Raw genomic sequence first — 17,328 nt, forward strand, 5'->3', positions numbered from 1 at the left:
TTAAAATGATTTTCACTGATTTTTTTAGTTAATTAATTAGTGAAAATTCGTGAAATTCGTGGCGAATTGACACAGATTTTAAAAATCATTTTAATCCTTTTAATCGGTGTCGTAATATTTTCTTTACAATTTTTCCAGGAACGAATTAATTCCGTTTTCGTCCATTTGAACCACTTGCCAGTCTTCAAGAATTTTAGCTCCTGAATTTTGGTAGAACTTTACCGCTGGTGTATTCCAGGCCAGAACATTCCATTCTATTCTTCGAACATTATCTTTTTTACCTTGTTTCATGATTTCGGCATAAAGTGCAGATCCTAAACCTGTCCCACGCATTTTTTCCTTTACAATCAAATCCTCAAGATGTATGGTTTTACCTTTCCAGGTAGAGTAACGATAATAGTAAAGCGCGATTCCAACTATTTCCTTATTGCCTGATTCATCTTGAATTTCTGCCACAAAAACATTAAATAGTGGTTTTTCACCAAAGCCATCACGCACTAAATCATCTACAGTAATTACAACGGCCTCCGGTTCTTTTTCGAATATTGCCAACTCCTGTATTAATCCCAAAACCGATTCCATGTCTTCAGGATTTCCTTTTCTAATATTCATATTCTGTAAATTTTATTTTCTTCCTAAATATACTATTACCTCTTTATATTTTAAAATTTCCTTGTACGAATTTTTTGTAGGGGCAATTCATATATTCTTATTGTTAAGCGTTTATTAGCTAAAAATGCATTTTTTTATTTGATACTTCTCGCTTTTAATTAGCAAATATACAATAGTGGCAAACTAACAAAATAATTTTTGAATCATTCTCACAAAAAAAGCGATATTTGTGACTTATAATCAAAATCTATAACGATATAGTAATGGAAGAACGCAATAAAACACTAGGAGAGTTTATTATTGAGAACCAAAAAGCATTTCAGTATTCGTCGGGGGAGCTTTCCCGAATTATCAACTCTATACGTTTGGCGGCCAAGGTCGTAAACTATAAAGTAAACAAAGCCGGACTGGTAGACATTATTGGCGCTGCAGGCGAACAAAATGTGCAAGGCGAAGACCAACAAAAATTAGATGTGTATGCAAACGAAGTATTTATCCAGACGTTAATAAACCGTGAGATTGTCTGTGGTATTGCTTCAGAAGAAAACGACGATTTTATTACTGTTCAGGGGAGCGACAACAGTCATAATAATAAGTACGTGATCTTAATGGATCCGCTTGACGGATCTTCAAACATTGATGTAAATGTTTCTGTAGGGACTATTTTTTCTGTTTTTAGAAGAATAACTCCAATAGGAACCCCGGTAACAAGCGAGGATTTTTTACAACCGGGAATCAATCAAGTTGCAGCAGGTTATGTAATTTATGGAACTTCGACCATGTTGGTTTACACAACAGGTCATGGCGTAAATGGTTTTACACTGAATCCGGCAATTGGTACATTTTATCTTTCACATCCAAATATGAAATTTCCTCAAAACGGAAATATCTATTCGGTAAATGAAGGTAACTATGTTCATTTTCCCCAAGGAGTAAAAAACTATATTAAGTATTGTCAAAGAGAAGAAGAAGACAGACCTTATACTTCCCGATATATTGGAAGTTTAGTTTCTGATTTTCATCGAAATATGATCAAAGGCGGAATTTACCTGTATCCCACAAGTTCAAAAGCACCAAAAGGAAAGTTGCGTTTATTATACGAATGCAATCCAATGGCGTTTATAGCAGAACAGGCAGGAGGAAAAGCAACAGATGGTTTTGGAAGAATTATGGAAATCCAGCCAACAGAACTGCATCAAAGAGTTCCTTTTTTCTGCGGAAGTTATAATATGGTAGAAAAAGCTGAGCAGTTTATGGCAGAAGCGCTCTAGTTTACAGTCTCAGTCTCAGTTTTCAGTCTCAGATTGAAGTATAAATAGAAAACCCGACAGATTTTTAAAATCTGTCGGGTTTATTTATTTACGTTAGTACTGTATACTGTGACTGTAAACTGAATACTTCCTTATTTGTTCATGTTTTCCATCTCGAAAAGGAAAGTATCTAAATCTACTTTTTTATCTACTAAAGACAATGCTTTTCTAACAATGTAATTTACGTTTCCTGGTGTAAATCCCAGAGCTAATCCCATACGGCCTAACATCACTTCTTGCTGGTCTCCTAAATGGTGGTCTACGTGAACCATTCTTGCCAAATCATACAAACGCTCTAAACGTTGTGTGTATAAGTAAGGTGGGTTTATTGGGTGTTTCCACGGATCTTTAAGGATTTCGTTGTATTCTTCTTCTGAAATTTGTAATGTTGAAGCTATTTTATCTAAAAACGTTTGTTCTTCTTCATTAATTTTTCCGTCAGCGAAAGCTACACGAACAATTGCAGAGAAATGGCCTCTGTTTCTTTCTTTGAATTCGTTATCAAATAATTCTGAAAATGGCATAATTTGTTGATTTTTATAAGGCAAAGATAAATTTTATTTTAATTTATTAATTTTAATTTTCTCATAAATTTTAACTTTTCAATATTCATTGATTTAATATGAGACGTCTTTAAATTTTCAAAATAAATCGTAAGTTTACAACCCCTAATCATTTAATAGTATTACCCGTATGTCAGAATTTTGGATTTATTTTCAAATAGGATTAAAGCACGTTTTAGATGTTCACGCTTACGATCACGTTCTTTTTTTAATCGCATTAACAACCCCTTATTTATTCAAAGACTGGAAACGCATTTTGCTTCTGGTTTCTGTTTTTACAATTGGTCACACATTGGCTTTATTGCTTTCGGTTTACGGAATCATTGCCATAAAAGTAAATACAGTCGAATTTTTAATTCCGATAACCATTTTAATAACGGCGGTTTTTAATCTTTTTACAGCAGGGAAAACCTCAAAGAGCGATGGATTGAATTTAGTGTTTTTTGTAACCTTGTTTTTCGGGATTATACACGGACTTGGATTCTCAAATTATTTCAAGACCATTTTAGGAGGATCACCTAGTTCAAAATTACTACCTTTAGGCGAGTTTGCGTTAGGAATCGAAGCAGCTCAGTTAGTTGTAGTGTTTGTGGTACTAATTATATCCTATATTGTGCAAACCGTATTTCGTTTTTCAAAACGCGATTGGGCGCTGGTAATGTCGGCTTTTATCATTGGGGTAGTAGTTCCAATGATTATCGAAAGCCCTATTTGGAACAGATAAAATAAATGGAAGAAAAAAAATTAAATAAATACGATAAAGCTTATTTGCGAATTGCGACAGAATGGGGAGCACTTTCCTATTGCAAACGAAAACAAGTAGGCGCCATTATCGTAAAAGACCGAATGATTATTTCTGATGGATACAACGGAACACCATCCGGTTTTGAAAATTGTTGCGAAGACGAAGACGGATTAACCCGTTGGGATGTTCTGCATGCCGAAGCAAATGCAATTTTGAAAGTAGCAAGATCTACACAATCATGCGAAGGAGCCACTTTGTATATTACGCTTTCGCCTTGCAAAGAATGTAGCAAACTGATACATCAGTCAGGAATAAAAAGAGTGGTATATCATAACGGATATCGCGATGATTCCGGAATTCAGTTTTTAATAAAAGCAGGTGTCGAAGTCGAACATATTCCTGTTTTAGAAGAGTAATGAAACTTAACTCAAAATATTTGCCAATCATTATCGGAGCAACTTTTGCTCTTGGTATAGTCATCGGAAGCCTTACAAGTGCTCCCGTTGATGATCAGCTTTTGGCTAAAAATTACTCGAAAACCAAGCTGAATAAACTCATTGATTTTATCAATAACGAATATGTTGACAGCATCAATACAGATTCTATTGTCAATCTTACCGTAGATAATATTCTTTCAAAATTAGATCCGCATTCTGTTTATATTCCGCCAACTGAGCAAGCTGAAGTGGCTGAAAGTATGAAAGGTGATTTCGTGGGAATCGGGATTAATTTTTATATGTATAAAGATTCTGTTGCGATTATAAAGCCTGTCGAAAACGGACCTTCGGCAAAAGCCGGATTAAAATCGGGAGATAGAATTCTATTTGCAGGAAAAACGAAATTATATGGCAGAAGATTGCCATCAGACAGTTTGTTTTCGAAATTAAAAGGAATAAAAGGTTCTGAAATTGAATTGACCGTTTTTAGAAAATCAGAACAAAAGAAACTTAAATTTAAAGTAAAAAGAGATATTATCCCTATAAAAAGTGTTGATGCTTCTTTATTGTTGGATAATAAAACAGGTTATATAAAAATTAACCGTTTTGCCGAAACTACTTTTAACGAATTCAAAACCGGTTTAACCAGATTAAAACAAAACGGGATTGAATCACTTATCATTGACCTTCGTGATAATGGCGGTGGTTATATGGAAGAAGCGATTGCAATTGCGGATGAATTCCTAAAAGACAAACAGCTGATTGTTTTTACAAAAAATAAAAACGGAACCACCGAAAAAACTTTTGCTACAAAAGCAGGAAGTTTTGAAACCGGAAAAGTTTATGTTTTAATTAATGAAAATAGCGCCTCAGCAAGCGAAATCCTGGCCGGAGCAATTCAGGATAGTGATCGAGGAACGATTGTAGGTCGTCGTTCTTTTGGTAAAGGATTGGTGCAGCGTGAAATGGATTTCAACGACGGATCTGCTGTAAGATTAACCGTGGCGAGATATTATACACCAACGGGAAGATCGATTCAGAAACCGTATAAAAAAGGAAACGAAGAATATTATAAAGAATCAGAATCGCGTATAAAATCAGGTGAACTTTATGCAAAAGACAGCATAAAAGTAGCGGATTCTCTAAAATTTAAAACTCCAAAAGGTAAAATTGTTTATGGCGGCGGCGGAATTGTTCCCGACGTTTTTGTACCAATTGAAGCCGAACACGGAAATGAAAATGTGGCGTATTTAATGCAAACCGGAATCGTGGGGCACTTTGTTTTTGAAGAATTAGACAAAAACAGAGATGCTTTTGCCGGACTTCATTTTAATGAATTTTTGGCTAAGATGAAAAGCTCTGATGCTTATTTTAGAAAGTTCAGAAATTATATTTTAATGACAGGCTTAGATCTGAAATTAGATAAAACTAAAGCTTTGGTAAACCGTTACATTACCGCAGAGTTTGCCCGACAATTGTACGGCGAATTGTATTATTATGATGTTATTTTAAAAGACGATGCCATGATAAAAGCCGTTTTGAATCCGAAAAAGTAATCCTTAAATTTTGTATCAGATGAAAATAGAAACTATTGTAAATGCTGAAATCGAACTTTTAACGGTAATTAAAACTGCCGATGTTGCAGCGTTGGATAAATTATTGCACGATGATTTACTTTTTAATTTATCGGACGGACAAACCATCACAAAAGAATTTGATTTAGAAACGTATCGCTCAGGCAAAGTGAAAATCGAAACATTAGAAGCTGCAGATCAAATTATTAATATAATTGAGGATACGGCAGTAGTTAGCGTCATCATTTTATTAAAAGGCACTTATGATAATAATCCCATTGCTAATTCGTTTCGTTATATAAGAGTCTGGAAACAATTCGGCGAAAGCCTAAAAGTAATAGCAGGAAGTTGCGTTGCGCTACAATAAAATAATAATAATTTTTTAAAATATAATGTAATAAGTTTCACTTATAAAGAGCGAGATTTACATTTAAAATATAAACATGAAAAATCTAAAAAGAATAAGTTTCTTAATATTACTAACGACTTTTGTAATTTCTTGCGCGTGTATGAAAGATAAAAATACCATTTCAGGAAAAGTCGAATCTATAGAAAACGGAAAAGACGGCTACACAGCCAAAATCAATACTGATAAAAATGAGGTTTATTTTGCGACTGTAAGCATTGTAAATGTTGGAGGGCCACAAAACTACAAAAGGTTTAAAGAAGGCGATGAGGTATCAGTAAAAGGAGAAATCTGGAAAACAGATACTGAAAAACATATCACAGTAAAAGAAATTGTTTCGGTTAAGTAAGATCTGAAACATTAAAATTTTTAAACCATTAAGATATTAAGTTATTAAGCTTGATTCTTGATGGTTTTTCTTTTTTAGAACGTAAGACTTGAAATGATAAAATTTTTAAACCATTAAGATATTAAGTTTATTAAGTCTCAAAGCTTAATTTTGGTAATCTCTTAATGGTTCAATATATAAAAACTTATGTTTTAGATTTCGTTTGTAAAGGACTAAATTTATTTCAGCCAAAACTTAATTTTCTTAATATCTTAATGGTAAAAATAAAAAAAAACTATCGAATGCTATCGTGCGAATGAGTTTGCACGCCGTTATTCCATAAAGTAAGAATATCTGTGGCGACAGCAGCGCCACTTCCGGCAGCAATTGCCAATTGACTTCTCCAGCCTGCTAAAGTTCCAATGACATAAATACCGTCGGTTACTTTATGATCGTCGTTTTTAAGCTGAATACGTTGTTTTTCGGGTAATGCTTTTTTGTGAGATTCTACATATTGTGTCAAACCTTCGATGTCAAAAGTATTGGCAGAACCAATCCCAACAACGATATTTTTTGTTTGGTATGAGTTTTTGTTTGTAGTAACCGTGAATTCAGGATATGAGCCTTCTACTTTAATTACCTTTTCATTTGCAATCTGGGTAATATGCGGATACGTTGTCGCTAAATCCTGTGTACTTTCTTCTAGTAACTCAGAACCTAGTTTGCCTGGTGTTATGCCGTAAGCATTGTAGAAAATTGCTTCTTGTAACGAAGAATTTTTTTGATGTGTAAAAATTCCGATTTTTTTATCGGTAACAAAAGCTTTGTTTTTGGCTGAGCCTAAAACAAGGGCACAAGACATGCCTGACACTCCTCCGCCAATAATTAAAACGTCAAACATATTATCGTCCGTTTGTTTTCTCTTCGATTCTTTTAGAAATTCTAAAGATTAAAAGAATCAAAACGGCACAAAATGAAGCTGCAATTCCAATAAAAGCAACTACACTGTCTCCCTGAAAAGGATTTTTAAAGTCTAGCAACGTAATATTAAATACAATTAAAGCTAATGCTAAAAGCACTAAGATTGAAGTGAAAATTTTCATAATGGTTGTTTGTTTGCCTAAAATAATAAAGTAAAACTCTTTGACCTAAAAAATGTCCTAAAGTTGTATTTTAGAAATTTTATGGGGTAAATTTATAAAAATAATTGTTAGACGAACAAACCTTTAACATTAGCAGCAAATAATTTAACAGCAATCGCTAAAAGTATCACTCCAAATGTCTTACGAACCACGCCAAGTCCGTTTTCTCCTAATAAAGTTTCTATTTTCTTAGAAGATTTTAAAACGATGTAAACCAATATGATATTGAGTAAAATAGCAATAATAATATTAATGGTGTGAAATTGAGATCGTAACGATAATAAAGTGGTCATTGTTCCTGCTCCGGCAATTAACGGAAACGCCAATGGAACAATAGAAGCCGATCCCGGTTCTTCGTCACGATAGATTCTGATTCCTAAAATCATCTCTAAAGCCAGGAAGAATAATACAAAAGAACCCGCAACGGCAAACGAATGCACATCGATACCTATAAGACTCAGGAAACCTTCTCCAACAAAAAGAAACACAATCATAATAAGTCCTGCAACAATCGAAGCTTTCTCAGATTCGATATGTCCAACTTTAGATCTTAAATTCACAATAATAGGAATTGATCCCACGATATCGATAACCGCAAAAAGTACCATCCCAACAGTAATTATTTCTTTAAAGTCGATTTCTAGCATATTACTTTGATTTTAAGCGTTTAAAATTTTTGCAAAGGTAGATAATAAAGGTAGGTGTTTTTTTAATACGATGTATTTTTGTTATAAAAACACGTTTTGATTGTTGAAAAAGTGATATTTGTAACAAAAGATAATTTAACCGTAAAGATTCGCAAAGATTTACGTAAAGTACGCAAGGGATAAAAAGTGATAAAGCTTTGCGAATCTTTGCGTAAATCTTTGCGTGCCTTGCGGTTAAATATTAAGAGTGTTTTATCTGTTTTCTTTGTCTATCTTTGCACTTTATAAATTTCAGTATTTTAGTATCATGTTTCAATTAGGAAAAACAATTATTTCAGAAGATATTCTTGAAAAAGAATTTGTGTGCAACTTGTCAGCTTGTAAAGGAGCTTGCTGTGTTGACGGAGATGCCGGTGCGCCTTTGAGTGAAGCTGAAACTAAAATCATGGAAGAGATTTACCCTAGAGTTAAACCATTTTTACGCAAAGAAGGAATTGCTGCTATCGAAGCGCAAGGGACTTGGGTAAAGGGAACAGATGGAGATCTTGAAACACCATTAATCGATGAAAAAGATTGTGCTTACGTTATTTTTGACGGAAAAACAGCTCTTTGCGGAATCGAGCAAGCCTATAACCAAGGAATCGTAGACTGGAAAAAACCGGTTTCTTGTCATTTATACCCAATTCGTGTAAAAGACTTTACGGAATTTGCTGCAGTCAATTATGATAAATGGGATATTTGCGATGATGCCTGTTCTTTAGGTAAAGAACTCGAAGTTCCTGTTTATAAATTTGTCAAAGAAGCATTAATTCGCCGTTTTGGTCAAGATTGGTATTTGGAGCTTGAAAAAGTGGCCGAAGAGCTTAAAAAATCTTAAAAATCCAAGCGCTCTAGTTACTGCTTTTGGGTGATATATTTTAACTCAAAAAATATAGTTTTAACTCAAAAAAAAACTTTTAAAAACAATTCAAAATTTCTTGCTTTTTATGATAAAAAGTCTATATTTTACGGGCTTTTAGGTCGTTTATTCGTTTTTAAAACATTCATTTACAGTAAATTAATTATTGTCTGAAAAATATCTCATTTTTTTCCCTTTGTTAAAAACTACGTCGAATTGTGAATAAGTTTGGCTTTCTTTTTTAGCGATAATTGACAATCTTTGTAGTCTATTGAATTAGTAAAAATTCAGTACAAAAATTAAATAAAAATTACCATGTCACAAGTCGAGCCAATATTACAAGAAAATAAAAATCGTTTCGTTATTTTTCCTATCAAACATCATGATATTTGGGAATGGTATAAGAAAATGGAGGCTAGTTTCTGGACTGCTGAAGAAATCGATTTACACCAGGACTTGACAGATTGGAACAATAAACTTAGTGACGACGAAAGATATTTCATTAAACACATATTGGCATTCTTTGCTGCCTCTGACGGAATTGTAAATGAAAACCTTGCTGAGAACTTTGTAAACGAAGTGCAGTATGCTGAGGCGAAGTTTTTCTATGGTTTCCAGATCATGATGGAAAACATTCACAGCGAAACTTACTCTTTATTAATTGACACTTACGTGAAAGATGAAGCGGAGAAAGCAGAATTGTTTAATGCATTAGAAGTTTTTCCTGCAATTAAGAAAAAAGCAGACTGGGCTTTAAAGTGGATTGAATCTGATTCGTTCGCCGAAAGACTAATTGCTTTTGCCGCAGTTGAAGGAATTTTCTTTTCAGGTGCTTTCTGTTCTATTTATTGGTTGAAAAAACGTGGTTTAATGCCAGGTTTAACTTTTTCTAACGAGTTGATTTCCCGTGACGAAGGTGTACACTGTGACTTTGCAGTGCACTTACACAATCATCACCTGATCAACAAAGTGCCAAAAGACAGAATTAAAGAAATCATTGTTGATGCCTTAGATATCGAAAGAGAATTTGTTACAGAATCACTTCCGGTGAGTTTAATAGGTATGAATGCTGCTTTAATGACGCAATACTTAGAATTTGTTGCCGATAGATTATTAGTAGAATTAGGTTGCGAGCGTGTATATGGGTCAGCGAATCCGTTTGACTTCATGGACATGATCTCACTTCAGGGAAAAACCAATTTCTTTGAAAAACGTGTTGCCGAGTATCAAAAATCAGGTGTGATGAACACCGATAGTGATGCTCAGAAAATTTCATTCGATGCAGATTTTTAGACAACAAAAATAATTTTGGCGTTACCTCGAAACGCTAAAAAGAATAAAATTTTATAACAGAACATTTTTCGATTGAATCTCTTTCCCAAATCGCAGATTCAATAACAATTTTTAATGCCTTTTCGGTCTATTTTTTAGGCTGGAACAGATAACTATTGAGAATCCTGCAATTCTCAAAAAATAATTTAAAAACACGCAATGTTTAAGCACTGGGAATCGTTATTCCAGTGTCTTTCATTTTTTCAATAACTAAAATTAGTAAGCTTATGTATGTAGTAAAAAGAGATGGCCACAGAGAGCCCGTAATGTTTGATAAGATTACAGAAAGAATCAAAAAATTGTGTTACGGTTTAAATGAACTTGTAGATCCTGTTAAGGTAGCCATGAGAGTTATCGAAGGATTGTATGATGGGGTTTCAACTTCTGAACTGGATAATCTTGCGGCAGAAACGGCGGCTTCTATGACAATTGCGCATCCTGATTATGCACAATTAGCAGCGCGTGTGGCAATTTCGAACCTACATTCAAATACAAAAAAATCGTTCTCAGAAACGATGAAAGATATGTACCATTACGTAAATCCAAGAAACGGGCAAGATGCTCCGTTACTTTCGGATGAAGTATTCAAGGTAATTCAGGAAAATTCAGAATTCTTAGATTCACATATCATTTATACAAGAGATTTTAATTACGATTACTTTGGGTTCAAAACCTTAGAGCGTTCGTATTTGTTAAAGATAAACGGAAAAATCGTCGAAAGACCACAACATATGTTGATGCGTGTTTCGGTTGGTATTCACCTTGACGATTTAAAATCGGTAATCGAAACTTACGATTTAATGTCTAAAAAGTTCTTCACGCATGCAACGCCAACGTTGTTTAATGCAGGAACTCCAAAACCACAAATGTCTTCTTGTTTCCTTTTGGCAATGCAGGATGATAGTATCGATGGTATTTATGATACATTAAAACAAACGGCTAAAATCTCGCAATCAGCGGGAGGGATTGGTCTTTCTATTCATAACGTTCGTGCGACAGGATCTTACATTCGTGGTACAAACGGAACTTCAAACGGAATCGTACCAATGTTGAGGGTTTTCAACGATACGGCTCGTTATGTAGATCAGGGTGGTGGAAAACGTAAAGGAAGTTTTGCGATTTACATCGAAACATGGCATGCGGATATCTTCGATTTTTTGGATTTAAAGAAAAATACCGGAAAAGAAGAAATGCGTGCAAGAGATTTATTCTTCGCCATGTGGACATCGGATTTATTCATGAAACGTGTACAGGAAGATGCGTCCTGGACTTTAATGTGTCCAAACGAATGCCCTGGATTATACGATGTTTACGGAGAAGAATTCGAAACCATGTACCTTGATTATGAATTTAGAGGAAAAGGTAGAAAAACCATTCGTGCACGTGAATTATGGGAGAAAATCCTTGAGTCACAAATCGAAACAGGAACGCCTTATATGTTGTACAAAGATGCGGCAAACCGTAAATCGAACCACAAGAATTTAGGAACTATCCGTTCATCCAACTTGTGTACAGAGATTATGGAGTTTACCTCTAAAGATGAAATTGCAGTTTGTAACTTAGCTTCTATCTCGTTACCAATGTTCATTGAAAACGGGAAATTCGATCACGAAGCGCTTTACAATGTTACAAAACGTGTAACCCGTAACCTGAACAAAGTAATCGACAGAAACTACTATCCGGTAAAAGAAGCTGAAAATTCTAACTTACGCCACCGTCCGGTAGGATTAGGAGTTCAGGGATTAGCAGACGCTTTTATCATGTTGCGTATGCCGTTTACAAGCGATGAAGCAAAAGCATTAAACCAGGAAATTTTCGAAACATTATACTTCGCAGCTGTAACTGCTTCTATGGAAATGGCGAAAGAAGAAGGGCCATATTCTACATTTGCAGGATCTCCAATGTCACAAGGAGAATTCCAATACAATATGTGGGGAATGAAAGATGAAGAATTATCAGGACGTTGGGACTGGGCTTCATTAAGAAAAGAAGTAATGGAACACGGAGTTCGTAACTCACTATTAGTTGCGCCAATGCCAACTGCTTCGACTTCGCAAATTCTTGGAAACAACGAAGCTTTCGAACCCTATACATCAAACATTTATACACGTCGTGTATTGTCTGGAGAATTCATCGTAGTAAACAAACATTTACTTCACGATTTAGTAGACAGAGGTTTATGGAACGAAACATTGAAACAAGAAATCATGCGTCATAACGGATCAGTTCAAAATATTGATGTGATTCCGCAAGACCTGAAAGAATTATACAAAACAGTTTGGGAAATGTCGATGAAAGACATTATCGATATGTCACGTCAGAGAGGTTATTTTATTGACCAATCGCAATCATTGAACTTGTTCATGCAAGATGCCAACTATTCTAAATTGACGTCAATGCACTTCTACGCTTGGCAATCAGGTTTGAAAACAGGAATGTATTACTTAAGAACAAAATCTGCGGTTGATGCGATTAAATTCACATTAAACAACGATAAAAAAGAAGAAGATGCACCGGTAACTTTAGTTCCGGAAACAGAAGCAATCAGCGTTGAGGATTACAAAGCAATGCTTTTGAAAGCACAAGCAGCAGAGCCTGATGATTGTGAAATGTGTGGGTCTTAAATTTTTTTTATTAGAATAAAGAAAATAGAATAAAGAAGAAAGATTTATATCTTTAAATTTATAGAAAGCAGTTATTGTAATGATAGCTGCTTTTTTTTTAGGAGCTATTTCCCGCTTTTCGTTGCAATCTTTTTATTTTTTAAAGAAAAAAATAAAAAGGATTTCCACTTCAATCGCGGGCTAATCATTATTCAATAGAAATTTATGAAAAGTAGAATTATCTTTATATTGTTAGTGCTCTTTTTTGTTTCATGCAAAAAGAAAGAAACTAAAGATATAAAAGAAGTCAAGATTGCAAAGCAGGAAAACGATTCTAGTGATGTTGATCAGGACGAGGTTGTTACGATGAATGCTATAAGGACTAATTATGATACCTTGGTTAATAGAGTTAAAAAGAAGGGCGATGAAGATGCTTACTTAGAGCTTTTTTATAATTTTAAAGAATGTAGTATAGAAGTACGTACAGATACTTTGATGACTTACGCCAAAATCATGGCTTTAAAACACAATAATGAAAGAGGATATTATGATTATCTTCAAGCATTGTACGAGAAGTATGGTGTCGATTATTCTAATTCCTCAAAAAATGATATTAGCAAGCTAGACAAAGTTTCTAAGAAGCCAATTGAAAATTGGTTAAAACTTATGCTTGATAAAAAGATGATGACAAAAAAAGATTTTGATGCAATAAAAAGATAGTTTCGAATGAAGAAGATTGTGTTATTTTTGCTTTTGATGGTTGGCTCTCTTTATGCTCAAAAAAAGGATATTATTTATAGAATTACTTATGATTCTTATCCGCAGTTGGTTATTCTTATGATATTAATGTTTTAATGTTAGAAGAAGATTCGAGATATTGCTTAATAAATCAAAAATTTTCGTCAAGAAAAATGGCGAGAAAAAATATTCCATTAAGAACTTCAAAAGAATATGGAAATTGGACTATTATCAAGGATACATTAAAGCTTATCGAAGATCAGAATAAGAGAGAAAGTAGGTATATAATTCTAAGTGATGAGAAAATTACTTTTTTGTTTGATAATGTAGATCAGTCCAAATATTATTGGAGAAAAATAGAAAATTGAAATATTTTATGGACTTAAATATTATTTACAAGAATAAAGATGATTATTATAATTTGGCTAATGATTATTTTAATCAACTAGATTCTGATGAATTAGAGATTAATGATCTTTCTATAATCTTTCCAAAGTCTATTTCTATTGTAATAGATCACGATTTTATTCCAACTCAATGTATTGAAATTAAATTGAATATTCTTCAAAATCAAAAAGAAGTTGGAGACTATTTTTTATACATCAACGAGGAAAAGGAATTTATTGATGAATTTCTTATAATATATTAATTCCGTCCGTTTCGTGTTAATATAAATAGAACAATATCCCCAAAAATTCCCCGTTCTAATTATTACCAAAGATTTTTAAAACTTAGCACCTTAGCATCTAAATAACTCAGAGCCTTTCTCAATTAAACCTTTAAGAGAAACTAGAGTCTTATTGCTAAACAGATTCCTGTGTTATGAAAAAAAGCAATCTTTGGTCGTTACGGTTGGGTTTTTCCGGAAAAGAATCCGATAAAATTGAAAAACTAGGATTAGAAAAATTTCTAAAACACTCCTATGATTCAAAATTCGATACACAACTTCCTGCTTTTTTAAATGACGATCCCAAAACATTAATCGAACTCAAAGAACTGCGAGAAGCGATAAAAACTGCTGATAAAGAAGAAAAGAAAAAGATTCAAAAAAAAGAAATCTATTCCGCAGTTGAATTAAAAAAATGGTGGATTGGTAAAATGCGAAATGACGAATTTCCGTTGCGTGAAAACATGGTTTGTTTCTGGCACAATCATTTTGTTTCTACAACCCAAAAAGTAAAAGTCAATTACTGGATTTACCAGCACAATATGATTTTGCGCGAACATGCATTTGGAAACTTCAAAGAACTTACCAAGCAAATCGTAAGATCGAATGCAATGGTCAAATACCTTGACAATGTCGATAACAAAAAAGGAAAATATAATGAAAATCTAAGTCGGGAATTACTGGAATTATTCACAATTGGAATTGGAAATTATACCGAAAATGATATCAAAGAAGGCGCAAGAGCTCTAGCCGGATTAAACTACGGAGATGATGGTGCAATTTATCGAAGCCTTGCACAGGACAATACCAATAAAACGTATTTCGGTAAAACTGGAAATTGGAACTCAGATGATCTCGTCGATATTATTTTTGAGCAAAAGAATATTCCGTATCTCATAACCCGAAAAATTCTAAAATGGTTTATTTATGATCATCCGTCAGAAGAATTAGTGACCTATTACGGCGATTATTTCAGAAAAGTAAAGTTTGAAATACAGCCTTTACTAACCAAAATTTTTACCGAAGAATATAAAAAAGAGAATTCAGGAACTAAAATTAAAGATCCGCTGGTTTATATTTTACAGCTTTTGGATGAATTGCATATTGATGATCTTGATGACGGTATAGTTATGTTTTTCCTGAAACAACAAGGAATGGATTTGTATAATCAAGTTAATGTAAAAGGTTGGGATGGCGGAAATTCTTGGCTGACCTCTCAGATTTATTTGCAACGCAACAATACCTCAGATTTGCTTTGCAGCGGAAGAAGTATTACCAGAAAAATTTTGAATACCATGACTTCGGACACAGATAAACCAAAGACAGAATTGGAGAAAATCGATGTAAAAATAGACTTTAATCCAGAGGGAAATAATAAAACCATTATTACAGAATTATCGAACAGATTATTATTCAAAGTAAATGATTCCATGCAAAAGGATATGGAGAATTTACTGAAATACGATTTTGACCCAAAAGAAGCACACGCCAATTTTGCCGTAATACGACTTTTTGATTATATCACGAAATTGCCCGAATATCAATTAATTTAGAAAACTACAGCTATGAACAGAAGGAATTTTCTAACGCTTACAGGAACTTTTACCGGTGGATTGCTGGTACTTCCTGATTTTTTACACGCTTTTGGTACGCAAAATAATTTGGTTAGCGGGGAGCAATGTATTGTGTTTGTACAATTGAATGGAGGAAATGACGGATTGAATACTTTTATTCCGTACGACAATCCGTTGTATTATGATTTACGGACTAAAATTGCTTTGAATAAAGATGTCGTGATCGGAAAAAATAACGGAATGGCATTTCATCCTTCGTTAAAAGATTTTGCTCAAATGCAGCAAAACGGAGATTTAACCGTGATTCAGAATGTTGGATATCCGGAACCAATTCGGTCGCATTTTCGCAGTCAGGAAATTTGGCAAACCGCAGCTGATTCGAATAAATACATCAACGAAGGCTGGTTGGGACGTTATCTCGATTTGCAATGCAACGGGCATCAGGCAACGGCAGGAATCAATCTGGATTCGATCGATAATCTTGCATTAAGAGGATTAGAGCCTAATTCGATAACGGTAAAAGATCCAAACCGATTCAAAGTAAAATCAGAAAAAGAAGAAAATGTAACCTTATCAGATAATCCGCAATTAGATTTTGTTCGAAAAATAGCCAATTCCGTTACCGAAGGATCAGATGAAATTCAGAAAGCCCTGGCGAAATCAAAATCAGAAATCAGTTATCCTAAAACCGAGTTATCTAAAAACTTAGAATGGATTGGCCGATTGATCAAAGGAAATCTAAATTCAAAAGTCTATTACACTTCGCTTAGCGGATTTGATACACATGACAATCAACTTGCGATTCACGAGAAAAAATTAGCCGATTTAAATAATGCCTTGTACAGTTTTTACCAAGATTTAAAACAAGCACAATTGCTTCAAAATGTTACAATAGTAGTATTCTCTGAATTTGGGCGACGAGTAAAAGACAACGGAAACGGAACCGATCACGGAACTGCTGCGCCAATGTTTATAATTGGAGGAAATAACAAAGGAACAATTTTAGGTAATAATCCGGATTTATCTAATCTTGATAATGGTGATTTAAAATATGAAATTGATTTCAGAAGTGTGTATGCTTCATTATTGCAACAAAAAATGAATTTCGATTATTCTAAAATTGGTATTTCGAATAAACCTGTTTCGGGACTCTTTTGAGTAAGAGCTAGCCACGAATTCACGAATTATTTGAATCTATAATTTGTGAAATTTGAATTAAATAACCACAATGATTTGCGCTAATTCGTGAATTCGTGGCGAAAAAAATGTGCTTTCTTATTAAACTCAATGCATCGTAATTTTTGTTAAATTTGTTACATTGATAATATTAGTAATACTGAAAATATGGAAATCAAAAATTTATCTAAATATAGTAATGCTGAAAAAATTGTTTTGGCAGAACAATTGTGGGATAGTGTTTCTAAAGAGAATTTAGAAGTTTCTGATGATGTGAAGAGAGAATTTGATATTCGTATTGAAAATTTAGAAGAGGGAAAAACTGAATTATATACTTGGGATGAGCTTAAGGCTCATTTAAGATCGATTAGATAATGCATAGAATTAGGTTTGTCAAAGAAGCATTATTTGATGTTGAAGATGTTATTATTTGGTATGAAAAACAAAGAATAGGACTTTCGTATGATTTTGAACTTTGTCTGGAAGCGGGACTTGATGAAATTTCAAGAAACCCGAATGCTTTTCAGAAAAAATATAAAAATGTAAAAATGTAAAAATTAGATTTATATCAAGATT

20 protein-coding genes are annotated in these 17,328 nt (G+C 33.7%); 15 read left to right on the forward strand and 5 right to left on the reverse strand.

Annotated elements, in window-relative coordinates; genetic code table 11:
* Window positions 1-123 precede the first annotated feature (123 nt).
* On the reverse strand, window positions 124-612 hold the full coding sequence (locus GIY83_RS22110) for a GNAT family N-acetyltransferase (protein ID WP_208683480.1): 489 nt from the start codon (window positions 610-612) through the stop codon (window positions 124-126).
* Window positions 613-875: 263 nt separating this feature from the next.
* Here GIY83_RS22110 and fbp point away from each other — a divergent pair, with 263 nt between their 5' ends.
* Window positions 876-1,883, forward strand: coding sequence for a class 1 fructose-bisphosphatase (gene fbp, locus GIY83_RS22115; RefSeq protein WP_194617761.1), 1,008 nt, complete (start codon window positions 876-878; stop codon window positions 1,881-1,883).
* A gap of 131 nt (window positions 1,884-2,014) precedes the next feature.
* Here the strand turns inward: fbp and GIY83_RS22120 are convergent, their stop codons facing one another.
* On the reverse strand, window positions 2,015-2,446 hold the full coding sequence (locus tag GIY83_RS22120) for a TerB family tellurite resistance protein (RefSeq protein WP_173971414.1): 432 nt from the start codon (window positions 2,444-2,446) through the stop codon (window positions 2,015-2,017).
* A 169-nt stretch (window positions 2,447-2,615) separates the two neighbouring features.
* Here GIY83_RS22120 and GIY83_RS22125 point away from each other — a divergent pair, with 169 nt between their 5' ends.
* The 5 genes from GIY83_RS22125 (at window position 2,616) to GIY83_RS22145 (ending at window position 5,996) form a co-directional block, all read left to right on the forward strand.
* Window positions 2,616-3,209: a HupE/UreJ family protein gene (locus tag GIY83_RS22125; RefSeq protein WP_208683482.1), complete on the forward strand. Its 594-nt coding sequence runs from the start codon at window positions 2,616-2,618 to the stop codon at window positions 3,207-3,209.
* A gap of 5 nt (window positions 3,210-3,214) precedes the next feature.
* Window positions 3,215-3,646: a dCMP deaminase family protein gene (locus GIY83_RS22130; protein WP_065448582.1), complete on the forward strand. Its 432-nt coding sequence runs from the start codon at window positions 3,215-3,217 to the stop codon at window positions 3,644-3,646.
* Window positions 3,646-5,223 (forward strand): S41 family peptidase, encoded by a 1,578-nt coding sequence (locus GIY83_RS22135; RefSeq protein ID WP_194617763.1) that lies wholly within the window; start codon window positions 3,646-3,648, stop codon window positions 5,221-5,223. The genes GIY83_RS22130 and GIY83_RS22135 overlap by 1 nt, the downstream gene beginning before the upstream one ends.
* A 19-nt stretch (window positions 5,224-5,242) precedes the next feature.
* Window positions 5,243-5,608 carry a nuclear transport factor 2 family protein gene (locus GIY83_RS22140; RefSeq protein ID WP_194617764.1) on the forward strand — a complete coding sequence of 122 codons (366 nt, stop codon included), beginning with the start codon at window positions 5,243-5,245 and terminating at the stop codon, window positions 5,606-5,608.
* Window positions 5,609-5,684: 76 nt separating this feature from the next.
* On the forward strand, window positions 5,685-5,996 hold the full coding sequence (locus GIY83_RS22145; RefSeq protein ID WP_194617765.1) for a hypothetical protein: 312 nt from the start codon (window positions 5,685-5,687) through the stop codon (window positions 5,994-5,996).
* Window positions 5,997-6,270: 274 nt separating this feature from the next.
* Here GIY83_RS22145 and GIY83_RS22150 read toward each other — a convergent pair whose 3' ends face one another.
* The 3 genes from GIY83_RS22150 to GIY83_RS22160 form a co-directional block, all read right to left on the reverse strand.
* Window positions 6,271-6,876, reverse strand: a complete 606-nt coding sequence (locus GIY83_RS22150; RefSeq protein ID WP_194617766.1) for an FAD-dependent oxidoreductase — start codon at window positions 6,874-6,876, stop codon at window positions 6,271-6,273.
* Between the two features lies 1 nt (window position 6,877).
* Window positions 6,878-7,078: a hypothetical protein gene (locus GIY83_RS22155; protein ID WP_017496183.1), complete on the reverse strand. Its 201-nt coding sequence runs from the start codon at window positions 7,076-7,078 to the stop codon at window positions 6,878-6,880.
* Between the two features lie 107 nt (window positions 7,079-7,185).
* Window positions 7,186-7,764 (reverse strand): MarC family protein, encoded by a 579-nt coding sequence (locus GIY83_RS22160; RefSeq protein WP_194617767.1) that lies wholly within the window; start codon window positions 7,762-7,764, stop codon window positions 7,186-7,188.
* A gap of 307 nt (window positions 7,765-8,071) precedes the next feature.
* On the opposite strand from GIY83_RS22160, the gene GIY83_RS22165 reads away from it, so the two are divergent.
* The 9 genes from GIY83_RS22165 to GIY83_RS22205 all read left to right on the forward strand — a co-directional run bounded on the left by GIY83_RS22165 (window position 8,072) and on the right by GIY83_RS22205 (window position 17,306).
* Entirely contained in the window at window positions 8,072-8,641 is a 570-nt protein-coding gene (locus GIY83_RS22165) for a DUF3109 family protein (RefSeq protein WP_208683483.1), read from the forward strand.
* A 336-nt stretch (window positions 8,642-8,977) separates the two neighbouring features.
* The gene (locus GIY83_RS22170) at window positions 8,978-9,955 is read left to right on the forward strand and encodes a ribonucleotide-diphosphate reductase subunit beta (protein WP_029270611.1); all 978 of its coding nucleotides are present in this window, start codon (window positions 8,978-8,980) and stop codon (window positions 9,953-9,955) included.
* A gap of 266 nt (window positions 9,956-10,221) precedes the next feature.
* Window positions 10,222-12,618, forward strand: a complete 2,397-nt coding sequence (locus GIY83_RS22175; protein ID WP_194617769.1) for a ribonucleoside-diphosphate reductase subunit alpha — start codon at window positions 10,222-10,224, stop codon at window positions 12,616-12,618.
* A gap of 204 nt (window positions 12,619-12,822) precedes the next feature.
* Window positions 12,823-13,317, forward strand: a complete 495-nt coding sequence (locus GIY83_RS22180) for a hypothetical protein (RefSeq protein WP_208683485.1) — start codon at window positions 12,823-12,825, stop codon at window positions 13,315-13,317.
* A gap of 394 nt (window positions 13,318-13,711) precedes the next feature.
* On the forward strand, window positions 13,712-13,984 hold the full coding sequence (locus GIY83_RS22185) for a hypothetical protein (RefSeq protein ID WP_194617772.1): 273 nt from the start codon (window positions 13,712-13,714) through the stop codon (window positions 13,982-13,984).
* A 173-nt stretch (window positions 13,985-14,157) separates the two neighbouring features.
* Window positions 14,158-15,555, forward strand: a complete 1,398-nt coding sequence (locus tag GIY83_RS22190) for a DUF1800 domain-containing protein (protein WP_208683487.1) — start codon at window positions 14,158-14,160, stop codon at window positions 15,553-15,555.
* A gap of 12 nt (window positions 15,556-15,567) precedes the next feature.
* Entirely contained in the window at window positions 15,568-16,734 is a 1,167-nt protein-coding gene (locus GIY83_RS22195; protein WP_208683489.1) for a DUF1501 domain-containing protein, read from the forward strand.
* 186 nt (window positions 16,735-16,920) lie between these two features.
* A complete protein-coding gene (locus GIY83_RS22200) occupies window positions 16,921-17,127 on the forward strand; it encodes an addiction module protein (RefSeq protein WP_194617775.1) in 207 nt (68 codons plus the stop codon).
* The gene (locus GIY83_RS22205; RefSeq protein WP_194617776.1) at window positions 17,127-17,306 is read left to right on the forward strand and encodes a type II toxin-antitoxin system RelE/ParE family toxin; all 180 of its coding nucleotides are present in this window, start codon (window positions 17,127-17,129) and stop codon (window positions 17,304-17,306) included. Before GIY83_RS22200 ends, GIY83_RS22205 begins: the two co-directional genes overlap by 1 nt.
* Window positions 17,307-17,328: the final 22 nt, after the last annotated feature.

Origin of the sequence: Flavobacterium sp. SLB02 (genome assembly GCF_009664855.1) — a bacterium.
Classification (GTDB): domain Bacteria; phylum Bacteroidota; class Bacteroidia; order Flavobacteriales; family Flavobacteriaceae; genus Flavobacterium.

Bases quoted from the DNA above. Each gene is read 5' to 3' on its own strand.
- GIY83_RS22205 (WP_194617776.1), top strand. From the start codon at position 17,127: ATGCATAGAATTAGGTTTGTCAAAGAAGCATTATTTGATGTTGAAGAT.
- GIY83_RS22125 (WP_208683482.1), top strand. From the start codon at position 2,616: ATGTCAGAATTTTGGATTTATTTTCAAATAGGATTAAAGCACGTTTTA.
- GIY83_RS22165 (WP_208683483.1), top strand. From the start codon at position 8,072: ATGTTTCAATTAGGAAAAACAATTATTTCAGAAGATATTCTTGAAAAA.
- GIY83_RS22120 (WP_173971414.1), bottom strand. From the start codon at position 2,446: ATGCCATTTTCAGAATTATTTGATAACGAATTCAAAGAAAGAAACAGA.
- GIY83_RS22155 (WP_017496183.1), bottom strand. From the start codon at position 7,078: ATGAAAATTTTCACTTCAATCTTAGTGCTTTTAGCATTAGCTTTAATT.
- GIY83_RS22195 (WP_208683489.1), top strand. From the start codon at position 15,568: ATGAACAGAAGGAATTTTCTAACGCTTACAGGAACTTTTACCGGTGGA.
- GIY83_RS22180 (WP_208683485.1), top strand. From the start codon at position 12,823: ATGAAAAGTAGAATTATCTTTATATTGTTAGTGCTCTTTTTTGTTTCA.
- GIY83_RS22200 (WP_194617775.1), top strand. From the start codon at position 16,921: ATGGAAATCAAAAATTTATCTAAATATAGTAATGCTGAAAAAATTGTT.
- GIY83_RS22135 (WP_194617763.1), top strand. From the start codon at position 3,646: ATGAAACTTAACTCAAAATATTTGCCAATCATTATCGGAGCAACTTTT.
- GIY83_RS22110 (WP_208683480.1), bottom strand. From the start codon at position 612: ATGAATATTAGAAAAGGAAATCCTGAAGACATGGAATCGGTTTTGGGA.
- fbp (WP_194617761.1), top strand. From the start codon at position 876: ATGGAAGAACGCAATAAAACACTAGGAGAGTTTATTATTGAGAACCAA.
- GIY83_RS22175 (WP_194617769.1), top strand. From the start codon at position 10,222: ATGTATGTAGTAAAAAGAGATGGCCACAGAGAGCCCGTAATGTTTGAT.
- GIY83_RS22150 (WP_194617766.1), bottom strand. From the start codon at position 6,876: ATGTTTGACGTTTTAATTATTGGCGGAGGAGTGTCAGGCATGTCTTGT.
- GIY83_RS22140 (WP_194617764.1), top strand. From the start codon at position 5,243: ATGAAAATAGAAACTATTGTAAATGCTGAAATCGAACTTTTAACGGTA.
- GIY83_RS22160 (WP_194617767.1), bottom strand. From the start codon at position 7,764: ATGCTAGAAATCGACTTTAAAGAAATAATTACTGTTGGGATGGTACTT.
- GIY83_RS22170 (WP_029270611.1), top strand. From the start codon at position 8,978: ATGTCACAAGTCGAGCCAATATTACAAGAAAATAAAAATCGTTTCGTT.
- GIY83_RS22190 (WP_208683487.1), top strand. From the start codon at position 14,158: ATGAAAAAAAGCAATCTTTGGTCGTTACGGTTGGGTTTTTCCGGAAAA.
- GIY83_RS22145 (WP_194617765.1), top strand. From the start codon at position 5,685: ATGAAAAATCTAAAAAGAATAAGTTTCTTAATATTACTAACGACTTTT.
- GIY83_RS22130 (WP_065448582.1), top strand. From the start codon at position 3,215: ATGGAAGAAAAAAAATTAAATAAATACGATAAAGCTTATTTGCGAATT.
- GIY83_RS22185 (WP_194617772.1), top strand. From the start codon at position 13,712: ATGGACTTAAATATTATTTACAAGAATAAAGATGATTATTATAATTTG.